Origin of the sequence: Halomonas sp. (assembly GCF_034520545.1) — a bacterium.
GTDB lineage: Bacteria > Pseudomonadota > Gammaproteobacteria > Pseudomonadales > Halomonadaceae > Halomonas.
On sequence record NZ_JAXHNN010000009.1, the window covers coordinates 70,909 to 87,451 of the forward strand.

Annotated in this window: 11 protein-coding genes and 1 pseudogene; 6 read left to right on the plus strand and 6 right to left on the minus strand. The window is 62.6% G+C overall.

The features are described from left to right. Positions 1–44 precede the first annotated feature (44 nt). Entirely contained in the window at positions 45–500 is a 456-nt protein-coding gene (locus tag U5L98_RS05325; protein ID WP_322557309.1) for a YaiI/YqxD family protein, read from the minus strand. Positions 501–924: 424 nt separating this feature from the next. On the opposite strand from U5L98_RS05325, the gene U5L98_RS05330 reads away from it, so the two are divergent. Beyond that, positions 925–2,631 (plus strand): DEAD/DEAH box helicase, encoded by a 1,707-nt coding sequence (locus U5L98_RS05330; protein WP_322557310.1) that lies wholly within the window; start codon positions 925–927, stop codon positions 2,629–2,631. A gap of 130 nt (positions 2,632–2,761) precedes the next feature. Here the strand turns inward: U5L98_RS05330 and argE are convergent. Together argE and U5L98_RS05340 are read right to left on the minus strand one after the other, a co-directional pair. Beyond that, a pseudogene (gene argE / locus U5L98_RS05335) lies at positions 2,762–3,918 on the minus strand (acetylornithine deacetylase). Between the two features lie 91 nt (positions 3,919–4,009). After that, on the minus strand, positions 4,010–4,918 hold the full coding sequence (locus U5L98_RS05340) for a homocysteine S-methyltransferase family protein (RefSeq protein WP_322557311.1): 909 nt from the start codon (positions 4,916–4,918) through the stop codon (positions 4,010–4,012). A gap of 155 nt (positions 4,919–5,073) precedes the next feature. Between U5L98_RS05340 and U5L98_RS05345 the strand changes: the two genes are divergently transcribed. Beyond that, positions 5,074–6,462, plus strand: coding sequence for a CHAD domain-containing protein (locus U5L98_RS05345; RefSeq protein WP_322557312.1), 1,389 nt, complete (start codon positions 5,074–5,076; stop codon positions 6,460–6,462). A 224-nt stretch (positions 6,463–6,686) separates the two neighbouring features. Next, positions 6,687–8,615: an EAL domain-containing protein gene (locus tag U5L98_RS05350; protein ID WP_322557313.1), complete on the plus strand. Its 1,929-nt coding sequence runs from the start codon at positions 6,687–6,689 to the stop codon at positions 8,613–8,615. A 98-nt stretch (positions 8,616–8,713) separates the two neighbouring features. Here U5L98_RS05350 and U5L98_RS05355 read toward each other — a convergent pair whose 3' ends face one another. Continuing rightward, positions 8,714–9,577, minus strand: coding sequence for an SDR family oxidoreductase (locus U5L98_RS05355; protein ID WP_322557314.1), 864 nt, complete (start codon positions 9,575–9,577; stop codon positions 8,714–8,716). Between the two features lie 152 nt (positions 9,578–9,729). Between U5L98_RS05355 and U5L98_RS05360 the strand changes: the two genes are divergently transcribed. Next, positions 9,730–10,587 (plus strand): TIGR02452 family protein, encoded by an 858-nt coding sequence (locus U5L98_RS05360; protein ID WP_322557315.1) that lies wholly within the window; start codon positions 9,730–9,732, stop codon positions 10,585–10,587. Positions 10,588–10,627: 40 nt separating this feature from the next. Here the strand turns inward: U5L98_RS05360 and U5L98_RS05365 are convergent, their stop codons facing one another. Both U5L98_RS05365 and U5L98_RS05370 read right to left on the minus strand, forming a co-directional pair. Then, positions 10,628–10,948, minus strand: a complete 321-nt coding sequence (locus U5L98_RS05365; RefSeq protein WP_322557316.1) for a BON domain-containing protein — start codon at positions 10,946–10,948, stop codon at positions 10,628–10,630. Further along, positions 10,945–14,802 (minus strand): AsmA family protein, encoded by a 3,858-nt coding sequence (locus U5L98_RS05370; protein WP_322557317.1) that lies wholly within the window; start codon positions 14,800–14,802, stop codon positions 10,945–10,947. Before U5L98_RS05370 ends, U5L98_RS05365 begins: the two co-directional genes overlap by 4 nt. Before the next feature lie 43 nt (positions 14,803–14,845). Here U5L98_RS05370 and U5L98_RS05375 point away from each other — a divergent pair, with 43 nt between their 5' ends. Further along, complete coding sequence (locus U5L98_RS05375; RefSeq protein WP_322557318.1) at positions 14,846–15,157, plus strand: type I restriction-modification enzyme R subunit C-terminal domain-containing protein; 312 nt, start codon at positions 14,846–14,848, stop codon at positions 15,155–15,157. Between the two features lie 126 nt (positions 15,158–15,283). Beyond that, entirely contained in the window at positions 15,284–16,444 is a 1,161-nt protein-coding gene (locus tag U5L98_RS05380) for a Fic family protein (RefSeq protein WP_322557319.1), read from the plus strand. Positions 16,445–16,543: the final 99 nt, after the last annotated feature.

Here is a 16,543-nt window from a genome sequence, read left to right on the forward strand (position 1 = left end):
GTGGGAGCGCTGCTGGCAGCGCGATCCGCCGCGAAGCGGCGGCCTTAGGAGCGGGGCTTCTTTGCCAGCCATCTATCCAAGGCATTGGCGAATTCGCGGCGGTCGCTGTCGGAGTAGCCGCTGGGGCCGCCGGTGTGCTCGCCGCTGGCACGCAGGGTTTCCATGAAGTCCCGCATCTGGACACGCGCGCGGATATTGTTGGCGTCCAGTGCCTCGCCGCGGGTTGTCATCACCCTGGCGCCGCGCTCGATGGCCTCCAGGGCCAGGGGCAGGTCCGAGGTGATCAAGAGATCGCCCGACTGGATGCGCTCGACGATCTCGTTGTCGGCGGCATCGAAGCCTTGGCTCACTGCCAGGCCCTTGACCCATCGAGAGGGCGGCAACGGCACCGCGTGGTTGGCCACGAACCAGGTCGGTGTGGCGGTACGTTCGGCGGCGCGCACGATGATATCGCGCGCCACCCTGGGGCAGGCATCGGCATCGACCCACAGATTCGGCATGTAACACTCCCGACGGGGTAGGAGCCTCGAAAAAGGCTGGTCAGTGACAGTCGACGATGGTAGCATGCGCACTCCTCGCATGTGTTGACCCCACCATCATGACGACGCCACGCTGCCTCAGGCAGGTGGGCGCCGAAACGCCGGGCTCAGTGACGCAAGAACTGACCCACACGCGTTCGAATTGTGTAGATGGAGCGCCACCAAGATCACGCCACCCGGGCGAGATCGGCGCAAACGGTCGCCACAGCGGTTCACGGGCCATCCCCGATGGCGTGAACCGAATGCAAGGTGCGACCGGCGTCCCCGACTCCGATTTGCTTATCTGATGATCCGTAGTACGGACAGCAGATGCTTGAGCGTGTTGCACGCGTCAGGGACGCCATTGAATTTTTGCCGACTTCGTCGGCTTACCAAGGTGTGATTAATGACCTCGACTTCTGTCGCCTCGCCGAGCTTCGGCGATCTGGCCCTGCTGCCTGACGTTCTCTCTGCCGTAGAATCCCAGGGCTACGAGACCCCGTCACCGATCCAGGCGCAGACCATCCCTGCGCTGCTGGAAGGCCGTGACATGTTGGGCCAGGCCCAGACCGGCACCGGCAAGACCGCTGCCTTCGCACTGCCGCTGCTGTCTCGTCTCGACTTGAGTCGCCGCGAGCCCCAGGTGCTGGTAATGGCACCGACCCGCGAGCTGGCCCAGCAGGTGGCTGTCTCCTTCAGCAAGTACGGCCAGAACCTCAAGGGCCTGGAAGTCGCCACCCTGTGCGGCGGCCAGGAGTACCGCGAGCAGCTCTCCGCGCTGCGTCGTGGCGCCCAGGTGGTGGTGGGCACACCAGGCCGTGTCATCGATCACCTGGATCGCGGCAGCCTCAAGCTCGACGGCCTTTCTGCCCTGGTGCTCGACGAAGCCGACGAAATGCTGCGCATGGGCTTCATCGACGACGTCAAGCGCGTAGTGGCCGATACCCCGAAGAATGCCCAGCGGGTCTTCTTCTCCGCCACCCTGCCGACCGAGATCGAGCGTATCGTCAATCGCTACCTGGTCGATCCGGTCAAGGTGGCCATCGCGTCCCAGGTGGGCACCGCCGCCAGCATCGAACAGCGCATGGTGCGTGTCGACGGCGGCGCCAAGCAGGAGGCGCTGGCGCGCATTCTAGAGGTCGAACCGGTCGACGGGGCCATCGTCTTCGTGCGTACCCGGGCCGCCTGTACCACCCTGATGGAGCAACTCTCCGCCCGCGGCATGAACGTTGCCAGCCTCTCCGGTGACCTGGACCAGAGCCTGCGCGAGCGCACCATTACGCGCCTCAAGCGTGGCAAGGTCGACATCCTGATCGCCACCGACGTGGCTGCTCGCGGTCTTGACGTGTCACGCCTGACTCACATCATCAACTACGATCTGCCGCAGGATGCCGAGGCCTACACCCACCGCATTGGCCGCACCGGCCGTGCCGGGCGTACCGGCATCGCGATCACCTTCGTCGGCTTCCGCGAGGGCCGCAAGGCGGGTTGGCTCGAGCAGGCCACCGGTCAGAAGATGACCGAGATGGCCGTGCCCGATGAGGCTGCCATTCGTGCCCACCGCGACGAGATGTTCCATCAGCGCGTTGTCGCCGCCCTGACCGCTGGTGCCGACGAGCAGCGCGCTCTGGTCGAGCGGATGGTCGAAGAGGGACACGATCCCATCGAGCTGGCCTGTGCTTTCGCGCGCATGGCGCGTGCCGACGAGGCGCCCATCGGTCGAGTTCAGGCACCGCGTGCCGAGCGCACCAATGATCGCGCGCCGCGTGACGCCAAGCCGACGAAGCGTCGTGACAGCGCGCCGCGCGAGGGCATGACCCGCTATCGCGTCGCCGTGGGTCACCAGGATGGCGTCAAGCCCGGCCAACTGGTCGGCGCACTCGCCAACGAGGGTGGCATCGAGGGGAGCCGTATCGGCCGGATCGACATCCGTACCGCCTTCTCGGTGGTCGAGCTGCCGAGTTCGCTGCCGGAGAGCATCCTGACCAAGATGGCCCGCGCCCGTGTCGCCGGTCGTCCGCTGGAGATCAGCGAAGACAAGGGCGCACCCGAGCGTGCCCCGCGTCGTCGCCAGGACGGTGACGCGCCGATTCCCCGTCGTACCATCGCATGATCCCGGCCGGGCGAGAGCCCGGCCACGTAACGAAAGGCCCCCGCATCACAAGGTGCGGGGGCCTTTTGTGTTCAGCGATGCATCCGGTCTCTGCCTGACTTCAGGCAGCAGATGGTGGAGAGCCGGCGCTCTATTTTCGTTGCAGCCGCTCGCCCAGTGCCGCCATGAATGCCGCGCTCATCTCGAGCTGTTCGATGTCGATATACTCGTCGGGCTGGTGGGCTTGGCTGATGCTACCCGGGCCGCAGATCACCGTGGGTAGTCCTTCGCGCTGGAACTGGCCGGCCTCGGTGGCATAGGCCACGGCGCCGGCAGGGCGCTCGTCGAGCAGGTCACGACACAGTGCCAGCACCTCGGCGTTGTTGTCGTCGGCCAGTGCCGGCACCGTGGTGTTGAGTGCCTCGGTCACGATGGCGGCGTCCGACGCGCGTTGGCGCATCTCGGCTTCCAGCTCGGCCGCGGTACCGTTCACCCGGGCGAGCAGTTCCTCGAAGCGGTCGCCGGGCAGGTGACGGATTTCCCACTCGAAGGTGCACTCCCGCGCCATGATGTTGATGGCCGTGCCGCCCTGGATCTTGCCGACATGCAGGCTCGAGTGCACCACGTTGAAGGCCTCGTCGATACGTCCCTCGGCGCGTAGCTCGGCCATCACGTCCTCTATCCGCGTCACCAGGCGGGCCGCCACGTGGATTGCCGAGACACCCTGGTTGACCTGGCTGGAGTGGGCGGCGCGGCCGGTCACGATGGTACGCAGGTTGGTGGCGCCCTTGTGGGCCACCACCGGGTGCATCAGGGTCGGCTCCCCGACGATCACCGCCGCGGGGCGAGGGTGGTCGGCCAGCAGCCGCTCGATCATGCGCGGCGCGCCAATACAGCCGACTTCCTCGTCATAGGAGAAGGCCAGGAAGATCGGCCGGGTGAGCTCAAGCCTCACCCAGTCGGGCACCTGGGCCAGGGCGCAGGCGATGAAGCCCTTCATGTCGCAGGTGCCGCGCCCGTAGAGCCGGCCATCGCCGCCGTCGACCAGGGTGAAGGGGTCGGTGGACCAGGGCTGGCCATCCACCGGCACCACGTCGGTATGGCCGGAGAGCACCACGCCGCCCTCGACACGTCGGGGCCGATGCGTGCCAGCAGATTGGCCTTGCGGCCGTCATCGCTCTCGACCCGCCAATGCTCGACGTCGTGTTCGACGAGCCAGCTCTCGACCCATTCGATCAAGGCGAGGTTGGAATCCCGCGAGACGGTGGCGAAGCCCACCAGGCGGTCGAGTATCTCGGCGGCGGTCATGATCAGGCTCCCGGGTAGCAGTTTCGACCCAGACTAACATGCCTGATCATGCCGGCCTCTCTTCTTGCTGGACCCTCACCCTCCGTGATGATCACATTGTCAGCCGGTACCCCTCGGCGTTCAAGCGTTCGGCCAGAGCCGCAATATGGGCGGGGCCCACCTCGCAGCAGCCACCGACGAGCGTTGCCCCCTGCTCGATCCAGCCCAGTGCGTGCTCGGCGTAAGCGGCGGGCCCCAGATCGGTGCGCGACTCCAGCGAATCCACCGTGCCACCCGGCTGAAGGGGAGCCACGGAGGTAAAGCCGTTGGCGTATCCGCCGAATGGCACGTCGAGTCCGGCAAGCTCGACCATGGCGGTCGTGATGGCCTCTGGCACCGAACAGTTGACCAGCACTCGCTCGGCGCCGGCGGCCACCACCTCTCGGGCGGCTGCGGCCAGCCATTCACCGGAACGCAGCCGCCTACCATCGCCGTCGTCCACCGTGAAAGACACCCATACCGGGCGCTGGCTCTCCACTGCGGCGAAGGTCGCGGCACGCGCCTCGCGGGCCAGCGACATGGTCTCGCACAGGAACAGATCGACGCCATCTGCCTGGAGCTCCACCATGCGGCGGTAGTCAAAGAGGCAAGTGGCGTCGTCCGGCACGCTGTCAGGGTGATAACTCGCGACCAGTGGAGGAAGGCAGCCAGCAATGCGCACATCCTGTCCGCTCTCCTCGCGCGCACGATGGGCGGCGCCCAGGGCAGCGGCATGCAGCGGCTCGAACAAGCTGGGTTCGCCGTCTCGCGCCAGGCGCAGCGGTGTTGCACTGTAGGTGTTGAGCGTAATGACGCGGGCGCCAGCCTCGATGAAATCGCGGTGGGCAGCGGTGACCAGATCGGGCTCGTCGAGCATGACCTGGGCGGACCATAGTGGCGATACCGGCTGGTTGCTGCGTTTCCTGAGCTCCTGGCCCATCCCGCCGTCAAGCAGCACGATGTCACGGTTTTCAGTGCTCATCAGATGACTATCCTTTGTTCCGTCGTTGTCTTGCCAGCGTGACGTCTTCCGCTGTCGGGTCAACCCCAGTCGCGATGCACGGCGGTCACCACTAAGGAGAAACCAGGCGGGTTGTCCTACGCTTGGCACCATATGTTCTGGTTGGGAGTGAATCCGTGCGGCAGCTGTTCTTGATGCGTCATGCCAAGGCGAAACGCGGCGACAAGGAAATGGCCGATCACGACCGGCCACTTCGCAAGCGAGGAAGACGCCAGGCAGCTGCCATGGCTGACGCTCTCTCGCGCTGTAAGGCCCTGGAGGGCGAGATACACGTCAGTGGTGCGGTGCGTACGCGTCAGACACTCGACGAGATAGCCAGGCGGCTTCCCGAGCTCTCCTTGATCGAGCGAGCCTTCTTCGACGAGGCACTTTATACCTTTGAGGCTGAGGCACTGCTTGCCTGGCTGCATGGGTTGCCCGAAGCAACCGACAGGGTGCTGATGATCGGCCACAACCCGGCCCTGCTGGAACTGGCCCGCTGGCTCTGCCCAGAGGCCCCCAGCGAGCTCCCCATCGGCAGCCTGCTGCACCTTTCCCTGCCGGATGCGCCCTGGCAGGCACTGGAACACCATGCCGCCGAGAACGTCTTCAGCCTGACGCCGGAGCAGGCCAACCATGCACTCTTCAAGCGCGCTGCCCCGGAGGCTCCGAAGCTGGGCAAGGCCGGCTTGAAACGACGCATACGCGAGCGGCTTGCATACCAGTACCGGATGGTGCGCGCGCTGGAGCCAGGAGTGATAGCAGGTATCGATCCCGAGTTCCTGCATCAGTACCGCGTCAACCTGCGCCGCAGTCGTGCGATCGGCGAGTCCGTGCGGGCTGCCAACAGGGTGCCCGGCTTGAAGAAGCGCTTGAAGCACCTCAAGCGCCGCGCCCAGGCCACCAGCGATCTGCGTGACCTGGATGTCTTTCTGGAAAGCCTGAGCGAGGCGCCGCCGCCGCTGATATCTCGCTCCCTGCATGCCCTCGAGCGCTGGTTGCTGACTCGCCGAGACGAGGAGCATGCGGCGCTGTGCCAACAGCTGAGCGACCCCGGCTATGTCGAGGAGATGCAGGACTGGCATGGCTTTATCTCCTCCAAAGGCTTTCATAAGGCCCTGCGCAAACTCTCATCGAAGCGCATCGAGACAGTGCTGGCCGAGCGCATCGCCAGTCATGATCAGGGTCTGGCATCGCTCTCTGCCGACAGCTTTGATAAGGCCTTCCACGAGCTGCGCAAGATTGTGAAGCGGATTCGCTATCTGGCCGAGTTGGAACCGAGGCGACAGAAGCCCTTTCTCAAAGGTTTGAAACATCGCCAGCGATTGCTCGGTAATTTACAGGACCTCTGCACACGCCAGGCCTGGATCGAGGCCTTTGCCACGAGCTCTCACAATGCCCCCAGACGCCAACAGGAGTGTGACGACTGGCGTTCGGCCCTGGAAGGGCAGAAGCAGGTCATGCGGGAGGAGGTGATGACCCTGTCACCGCTTACAGACGTTTACCGGGAATCGCTCAAGCACTGACCAGCCAGTCAGGCATGACCGATATCAAGAATCGGTCATGCCAGAACGAAATCGCTGACGTACCCCCATTATCCATAGCCGAGGCCTGCTGATGGCTAGATCGTGGCTGTCGCCTACTTGTCAAGCCATGTAATACGAATGTTTCTCCATTCCGTTTTAGCCTATGCTGAGGGTAGTGGTTTGAGATACATTCCGGCCTGAATTCCGTCCATTACGGTAAAGCGATGATCTGGGACAGCACGAACTCCAATCAGGACGGTGGTGGTGTGGCACGGGATGCAGCCTTCAACACCCTGATCCTTCGTACCGCAATGGCATTCATCAACCTGCCGTTGGAAGAGATGGATGGTGCCATCAGCCAAGCGCTGGCCGATATTGGGTCCTTTTTTGGTGCGGACCGGGTCTATGTGTTCACCTACGATTTTTCGTTGAATCAGACACGCAACACCCACGAGTGGTGTGCGCCCGGTATCAGTCCCCAGATAGATCAGTTGCAGGCCGTTGATCTAGATGAAATTGTGCCATTCTGGGAGCCGCATTACCGTGGCGAGCCAGTTCTGGTACCGGATGTCGCGGCACTGGAACCCGGCTCGCTAAAAGATATTCTGTCCATGCAGCATATTAAAAGTCTTTTGAGTATTCCTCTCATGAACGGTGAGGAGTGCATCGGTTTTGTGGGATTCGATGCGGTTAAAGAGCCGATAACCTACGGTTATTACGAAGTAGAAATGCTCAAATTATTCGCTGTTTTGTTGGTTAATATGCAGCTTCGAAAGTCAACAGACGATGCGCTGCAGAAAAAATCAACGGAACTAGCGAACATTAACAAGCAGCTACAGATGCTCGCCCATTATGACACCATCACCCGCTTGCCTAACCGTATTCTTTTAGCAGATCGTCTTCAGCTTAGCATGCGTCAAGTCGAACGACGCCGACTCATGATTGCTATTGTCTACCTGGACATGGACGGTTTCAAGGCCATTAACGATCAACACGGTCATGACGTAGGCGATCAGATGCTTGCCGGGCTAGCCGGCCAGATGCAGCTAAAACTACGTGAGGGTGACACTCTGGCACGCCTGGGTGGAGATGAGTTTGTGGCAGTGCTGATTGATCTGCCGGATACAGGCGCCGTCGATCCAATAATTTCCCGATTGTTGGAAGCCGCTGGCAGTCCTATTGACGTCAATCAGCTTCAGTTGCAGGTGTCCGCCAGTGCCGGCGTGACCTTTTATCCTCAGTCGCAGCCTATTGATGCGGATCAGCTGCTTCGCCAGGCAGACCAGGCCATGTATCAGGCTAAAATGGCAGGGCGTAACCAATACCGCCTATTTGATACTGCACGGGAAAAGGTTCTCAAAGCTCAACAAGACCTGATTAACGAAGTGCGCAATGCGTTAAAAAATGATCAATTTCGGCTCTACTATCAGCCCAAGGTCAACATGAGAACCGGCGAGGTCATTGGCGCAGAAGCGCTGATTCGCTGGCAGCACCCGAAACATGGCCTATTGTTGCCAGGATATTTTCTTCCTTGTCTACAAGACGACCGGCTGTCCATTGAACTGGATGACTGGGTATTGGCACAAGCCGTCAATCAGGTAGAACAATGGCAGCAAGCGGGGTTGTCATTGACAATTGGCGTCAATCTTTCTGCCATGCAGATACAGCAAGCTGATTTTATTGATAAGCTGCGTCCCCGACTGAGTCAGTGCAAAGCCGGCAGTATTGAATTGGAAATCGTTGAAAGCAGCGCCTTGGGCGATATACAGCACGTGTCCGATATCATTACCACCTGTGATGAACTCGGTGCTCGCGTAGCACTGGATGACTTCGGCACGGGATATTCGTCTCTCACCTATCTCCGTAGACTCCCTGCGCAAGTGCTAAAGATCGATCGTAGCTTTGTGAGTGACATGCTGGGAAATGACGATGACCTTGCCATGTTGAGGGCAATTATCGGCTTGGCAAGTGCATTTCGATGCGAGGTGGTTGCCGAGGGTGTCGAGACCACGGAACAGGGTGAGTGTCTTCTGGATCTCGGGTGTGACATGGCGCAAGGCTTTGGAATTGCCCGGCCCATGACCGCTGAGTCCATAATCCCCTGGATCGACTCCTGGCAACCCGCCCCAAGCTGGTTAGCCAGGAATCGATAGTGTAGGTGTGGTCCGTCATCGACAAGTCGGCCATCGAGGCGCAACTGCGCTGATGCCGGCGCTTGGATTCGATCCGTGTTGGCAGGGGACGTCCCGCCTCACTCTCGCTCACTTCGCGTCGAGCGCAGCAGTACCCGGTCCATGCCGCGGGTGGTCAGCACACGCTTGAGCGCTGCAAATAGATGGGTGGGCAGCGTCACGGCGTAGCGAGGCCGTGGGCGTGGGTGCTCCAGGGCGTGGATGAGCTTGGCCACCACGGCCTCGGGGCCCAGAGTGAAAGGCGCCTTGCCCTCCTGGCTGGCCAGGCGTTCTTCCACCTTGCGGTAGGTGTCGGCATGGGCGCTGTGGGCGGTATCGATATTGGCCTGAAACGCCCGGTAGGCGTTCTCGCGGAAGCGGCTGGAGATGGGGCCTGGCTGGATCAGGCTGACGTGTATGCCACTGCCCTTTAGCTCCTGGCGCAGGGTGTCGGTAAGGCCCTCGAGGGCGAACTTGGAGCAGACATAGGCGCCGCGGTAGGGCAGGGCGGCGAACCCCAGTACCGAGCTGTTCTGCACGATGCGCCCATGCCCCTGGGCGCGCATCATCGGCAGCACCCGGGTGGTGAGCTCATGAGTGCCTAGCAGGTTGGTCTCGAGCTGTTGGCGCAGCACCTCGCGGCTGAGGTCCTCCACCGCGCCGGGTTGACCGTAGGCGCCGTTGTTGAATAGCGCCGTCAGTCGTCCACCGGTGCGCTCCTTTACCGTTGCTACAGCGGCCTCGATGGAGGCGCTGTCGGCCAGATCCAGCGCCAGCGCCTCGAGCCCCTCCTCTTGCAGCCGGGCGACGTCGGCCTCGGCTCGCGCCGTGGCGAAGACCCGCCAGCCTCGCGCTACCATGGCATGGGCCGCAGCATGGCCGATACCGCTGGAGCAGCCGGTGATCAGCAGGCTCGGTGATGACGTCGCGTCGGCATCCGTCATTGTCGTCTCCTCTGTTCCGTGAAGGGCCTGGGTTGGCTGGCGTATCCGACGATAGGGCTTGGGGGGAGATTCAGCAACGATGGGCAAAGGCCTTGCTCGCTGAACTTTCAGGCAACGTTTAGGCTTGGCGTAACGGACTCGGGAGACTGAACATGAATCGGCAAGCGAGATCCCGACTGGCCGAAGAGACGCTGGCGATCCTAGAGGCGGGGTGGTATAGCCTCGACGACGGTAGGCACGTGGATATCAATAATGCCCTGCGATGCTGTTTGGCAGGCATTCGGTCATACACTCCGGACGATCTCTTTCGTCTGCGGGAGCGTGTCCTGTCACGGGAAACTCCCTCGAGAAAAACCGACATCGAGGTGGTCAACCAGAGTACGCTTGCCGCTGCGGCCGAGCTGAGCCGGAGTCTGCCGGATCGCCCCATCGGCGTGCTCAACTTCGCCTCGGCGAAAAAGCCGGGCGGCGGCTTCCTCGGTGGGAGCCAGGCGCAGGAGGAGAGCCTGGCCCGCAGTTCGGGACTCTACCCGAGCCTCTGCCAGTGCTCCGAGTACTACCGCCACCATCGGTCTATGTCGTCGCCGCTATACTCCCATCGGGCGATCTACTCACCGAACTGCCCGGTGTTTCGCGACGATGCCGGGGATCTGCTGGCGGCGCCCTACCGGGTGGCGTTCATCACCTGTCCCGCGCCGAATGCCGGTGCCGTTCGTGCTCATCGGCCATCGGAGGTCGATGCCATCCTGCCGGTGTTTCGCGAACGCGCCAGCCTGATTCTGGGACTCGCCCTTCATCATCACTTGGAGGATCTGGTGCTCGGGGCCTGGGGGTGCGGAGTATTCCGCAACGAGTCCGCAGACGTTGCCGAGGCCTTCGCCGACGCGCTGGGCCGTGGCGGTCCTTTCCACGAGCGATTCCGGTCCATTTGTTTCGCCGTGCTCGACGCGTCTCGCGAGCAGGCCACCTATCGGGCCTTCGCCGAGGCCTTCGGCGTGCCGGGCCCTTGAGTAGTGACCTTGCCTTCGTGCATGACCGGCGGCGTCCCCGTTACTTGACCGTGATCTTGTTGTCGACCGTCTCCACCATGTCATGCTCACGCGCAATGGCTTCTGCCCGCTTACGCTGTTCTGACGTTTCGACGAAACCGCCCAGGATGACTCGGCCGCTTTCCAACTCCACGTCGATGGCCGCCCCGGCCAGGTCCGGTGCCTCGAGGAGGCGGGCCTTGATCTGCACCGCCTCCAGCGAATCCTGTTGCGCGGCCCTGGCCGATTCATTGACCGGGGCATCGGCACAGCCGACGAGAAGCCCTGCCATGAGAACGCCCGATATCATCAGGGTGCCGATCAAGTGGTATTGACGCTTCATTCGATGTCCCCCTCATCGATCGCCTCGCGAGACCGGCTGATCAGCCCCTGGCAATAGTCCGTGCCGATGCCTGTACCCACACCGACCAGAGGCAAGAGGGCGGCGATGGGGCCGGCCAAGGCTCCGAGAGCAACGCTGGCACCTGAGCGGAGCGCGATGCTTTGGCCATGCACCCCTGTGTCGATGTTATCGAAGGTGCCTCCCAGGTGAAGGGGAGACCGTCCGACAAAGAGGCTGGGGTCCTTGGGATGGGGAATGATGCTGATATCCAGGCGTTCGGTATTGAGATCGACCTGACCGCCGATGGTGAAGGTGGTGTCGTCGGTGTCCACCAGGAAGGTATCTAGCTCGGTGATCCCATCTCTCACCTGGAGATCGGCGTAGGCACAATCGATTGGAATGGCCTCGCGGCCACGCAACCAACTCAGGAAGGTTTGCCCGGCGTCGAGCCCGGCCATTTCCACGAGCAACGCCTCCATCCTTCCGCCTGTCATCAGCAGCACCACGCCGCCGTCGGCGGATGCCAGAAGCTCGTCGATAGAGGCCCCTTCCACCCAGAGCTTGCCGCGCCCGCCGATGGTGCCGACACTCTCGTCGGCCAGGTTCAAGTGGCGCAAGGCATCCTTGAGATCCACACCCTGTACCTCTACCTGCATGGTGCCGCTGGGCGGTCGGGTGCCGGCATCCAGGTCGAGGATAAGATCGACGCTGCCTTCGCCAATCCCGAAGCCGACAGGGTCGAACTGGCCGCGCCCATCCTCGAGTCGAAAATCGATGACCACGTTGCTCAAGGGAAAATTCCCTGCACGCACGGACTGTCCTCGAAAGCTCACTTCCGCCGAGACGGCATGCCAAGCATCGCCGATGATCGGATCGTCGGGCAGGATGAAGCGGTCGTCAGGGGCACCAGATTCGGCCGGATCCGGTGTTGCTCCGGCGAGGACGCCCAGGTCTTCGATATCCAGATCACGCGAGGTCAGCTCCCCGGTCAGGCGAGGCGGTGTGGCGCTTCCGTCGAGTGCCAGCCATCCATCGAGGTCGCTGCTACCCACCGTCCCTTCCATCTGGGTGAGGCTCAAGCGCTGGTTGTCCAGTTCCAGATTTCCCGATACCGAATAGGCGGGAAGCTCCGGCAAGGGTACGCCGAGCAAGCGGTTCAGCCGTTGCGGGTTCGGCCCCTCCAGAGCGAGCTCGAGATCCAAACCCTCCAGTGCCAGCGGTCGAAGCAGGGTGCCTTGCAGCTGGAGCCGGGTGTCGACGACCTCCGCCTCGAGATCCACCGCATAGGGGCGGCTCGGATCTCGGGCATCGAGCAGCGGATCGCTTCGTAGCGAAAGCGAGGCCGGGGCACCATCGTAGCGGCCGTCGCCTTCGAGCTGAAACGTCTGCTCGCCTTCACCGAGACCTTGGGTTTCCAGCGCTAACGTCAATTCGGTGCCGGCTTGCGGGTCGTTGAAGCGAAGCTCCGAGGGCTCGATCATCAACTGGCCGATAAACGGCAACAGCAGATCATCACGCCTCTCGGCGGCGAGCGTTTCACGCATTTCCAGATGCAGGTTTCCGGACAACCTGCCCAGCCGGTCCTCGATCGGTGTGAAGGTATCGGTGAGCTGGGAAAGTGCAATCTGGTCAAGATTCACATTCAGCCGCCCGGACGCCGGTTGCGTGTTTGCGTCCAGGGCCAGGCTGCCGACCAGTGAACCGCCGCCAATACGAAACTGCAGGGGATCCGCCTGCAAGCGGCCGTCTTCCAGGTTGGCATTCAGCACCGGATTCCCCAGTTCAAGCCCGTTGGCCAACACCAAGGCCTGGGCTTCCAGGTTGAATTGCCCATCGACGCCTCTCAACGGCGCCAGCAGGGAGCCCTCCTGGTCCTCTTCGTTCGCGTCACTGTTGGCGGGTATGAAGCGGGCAAGATCGATACGTCCGGCCTCGAGGTCGACATTCACCACAGGGCGCTCTGTGTTGTGGAACTCGACACTGCCGGCGATAGGCGTCGAGGCTATCTCGCCTTCAAGCCCACTGGCGGACCATTGCGCGTCGTCGCGGCTCAAGTTGCCGGCGAGACGAAATTCGGGCAAGGGAGGCAGCACCGGGCCGATCCAGGTCTCCAGGGCTTGACCATCGTCGGCCTCCAGCACCACATCGCCATCAAGGGTGCGTGGCTGCAACAGAGAGTCCAAGCGGGTATCGACTCGGGCATACAAGCCGCCGGAGGTGGCCTCGGCCTCGAGCCGGTAGTCGTTTTTCAGGAAGCCCTCTTCCAGATTGACCAGTTCGGTCAGCGGGCCACCTCTGATCTCCATCTCAATCGGTTTATCGGTAAGGGTGCCGTTCAAGGCGAGCATCAGCTCGGGCGCTCCCTTTGTTGCGGTCGCGAGTGTCGCCTCGAGATCGCTACCGGCCTCCTCGTTGCGATACGACATTCGGCCGTTGGCGATGCGCAGATTGGCCAGCAGGGTCTCGCTTTCGAAGGTCGGGCGTTGCTCGAGGGGCAAAAGTTCGAGAGCGAATTCGGCATCGAGCACGGCTGCAGACCCCAGCGGGATATCCAGCGCGGCCGGGCTCAGATCCTGGAGGTTGACTTGCGCCTTTGCCGCCACGGTTTCCGGGCGGCTCGTCAGGCGGGCATTGGCCTCGACCTGGCTACCGGCGATGGCGAAGGTGGCGGACTCGAGGGTGAGCGTGTGCTCGGCAAGCGTGATCCGTGACTGAAGGTCTTCGACGAGCCCCTGTTCCAGCGTCAGGCGCTCCACGGATAGCGCCAGTTCGCCCCGCAGTTCCGGCAGTACGGGCACCGAAATGGCCGTGGTGTCTTCTCCGGATGCCGGCAGGGCCGCGCGCAAGGCGGCGACATCGAGTTGCGGGGCGTGCAGCCGACCGTTGAGCGTCGGGACATCGCCGCCGGTATCCAGGCTCAGCTCGCCGGTCACGCTGCTGTCGGCCAGGTCGGTCGCGATGTCGTTGAATCGCCATTCGCTGCCTTGGCGCTCCAGGCGCGCGGCGATATCAAGGCGCTCCAGGTCGATCGGGGGCAGGTCCCCCCATTGCAGCCAGTCGGCGAGCCCCTGGACGCTGAGCTCACCGTCCACCTGAAATCGCTCGAATGCCGGCGCCTCCGGCGCCTTGAAGGCTGCCGAGAGCCGGCTTTCGCCGGCGTTCACGGAGAGCTCGCCGGCAAATGAGTGGGCCTCATCCATGAAAGCCGCGAAGGGATCGGTTTCCGCCTCCAGTTCGAAACGTTGCTCCTGGAAGGTCAAGGCTGCCTGGGCGTGCAGGGTCTCGTCATCCGCCTGCACCTCCAGAGACGACAGGGTCAGCTCATACGGGGTGTCGCGCTCGGCGGGGAGGTAGTTGATGTCGGCATCGGAGAGGGAAAGATGGCGAATGCGGACAGGCGAGGTGGCCTCTTTTTCATTGGCAGGTTGGGCCTCTGACGATGGCTGATCTTGTCGATCGTCAAACACCCAGTTGCTGGGGGCATCGACACGTTGTTCCAGGTTCAGGGTCATGCCGTCGATTTCGATGCCATCCAGCACGATCTCCCCGCGAATCAGTTCGCCGAGCGATGGTGAGACACTGAGCCGCTGGGCCGTGAACATCCGAGGCGACGCGGCCCAGAGTGGATTGTCGAGTTCGACATCGTGAAGTGATAACCGTGGGCGGGGGAAGAAGTCTACCGTTACGGTGCCTTGAATGGCTGCCGAGCGTCCGGTTGTGGCCTCGATTTGCTCGGTGATGAACGGCTTGAGGAAGTTCCAGGGCATCAGCGCTACGGCAGCGGCCACAAGTGCCACGAGGATGAGCGGGACAAGCCACCACCAACGCAGGTAACGGGAAGAAGTATGTGCCATGTGTCTGCCGTCCTGTGTCGTTGGCCTTGAGTGTACCAGCGCATTGCGCGAACGAGAGGTCTTAAACGCTGACCAGTCGCGCTCGGCTGACGGCGGCTACAGCGAGACCAGGCTGGAGAGCGCCTGGCGCAACGCCACCAATCAGGAGATCGCCGCCAGCATCGTCGGCCATATCCGCCGTGCCGCTCTGGGTGAGGCGCTGGTGCCCTTCGAGCAGCGGGTGCGCGACGCCATGCAGCGCGATGGCGCCGCAGGCGCCCGGACAGGAGCACGCCATCGACATGTCGCCGCGACATGTTTAAAAAATCCGGTTTTTTCGACACGTCCTCGGGATATGTCGATGGCATCGACATGATGGCCGTCATGAAGAGGCGTGAAGTTAAAATAGCGGCAGGCCTTATTTTAATTTCAGGCTTAAATTAAAATAACGAGCGACGCTATTTTACCCAAGGCCGCTTTCGAGCGGTGATGTGGAGCTCCCATGGAACGCGGACTCACAGGCCATTATGTGGACAGCATCGCCGGGGGTGTGCGCTGCCAGGCGTTTGTCCCCGATCCGCTGCCGCCTCGGCCGCCCCTGGCGCTGGATGGCAAGCTGCAGGGCCGCATCAATCAGGCGATGCTGGCATTGGGGCGCCTGGACGCCATCAGCACCCTGCTGCCAGACGCCTCGCTCTTCCTCTACAGTTATGTCCGCAAGGAAGCAGTCATGTCGTCACAGATCGAGGGCACCCAGTCCTCGCTCAGTGACCTGATGCTCTACGAGATGGAGGGCATGCCAGGGGTGCCCATGGGCGATGTGCAGGAAGTCTCCTGCTATGTGAAGGCGCTGATGCTGGGCGTGCAACGCATCCGCGAGGGCTTTCCCATCAGCCATCGCGTGGCGATGGAGATGCACACGGCGCTGATGACCTCCGGGCGTGGCATCAGCCGCGGGCCGGGAGAGTTTCGCAGCAGCCAGGTGTGGCTGGGTGGGCATCGCCCCGATGAGGCGGTCTTCGTGCCGCCTCCGCCTCACTACCTCGCCGATTGCTGGTCGGCGCTGGAGCGTTTCTTCAATGATATTCCCGAGGCCACCGATCCGCTGATCAAGGCCGCCCTGACCCATGTGCAGTTCGAGACGATCCACCCCTTCCTGGACGGCAATGGCCGCCTGGGGCGCCTGCTGATTCCGCTGATCCTGGTCGAGTCGGGCATCCTCAATGAGCCCCTGCTCTACCTCTCGGTATTCTTCAATAAGCATCGCCAGGTGTACTACGAACGCTTGCAACAGGTGCGGGTCACCGGCGACTGGGAGGCCTGGCTGCTGTTCTTCGTGGACGCCGTGGCCGAGACCGCCAATCAGGCGGTCGCCACGGCTCGGCGCCTCAACCAGCTGCGCGAGCAGGATAGGGCGCGTCTCGGTGAGCTGGGTCGCCAGGCCGGGTCGGCGGGGTTGCTGCTGGATGCGCTCTTCCAGCAACCCATCGCCAATATCGCTCACCTCTGCGAACGCACGGGGCTGACGCCGGCCACCGTCGGCCGGTTGTTGACGGCCCTCGAGGAGACGCTCGGCATCGTCCACGAGCTGACCGGGCAGAAGCGCAACCGGATATACGCCTACCGGGCCTATATCGACATTCTCAATCAGGACACCCCATGACCCAGAACGAATGAGCTTTTCGATCTCGACGCCACGGCCCAGGCCTTCCGTCCTTTTGCTCCGCAGTAAGTTGCCTGCCGTGCAGCGGATCAATGACGC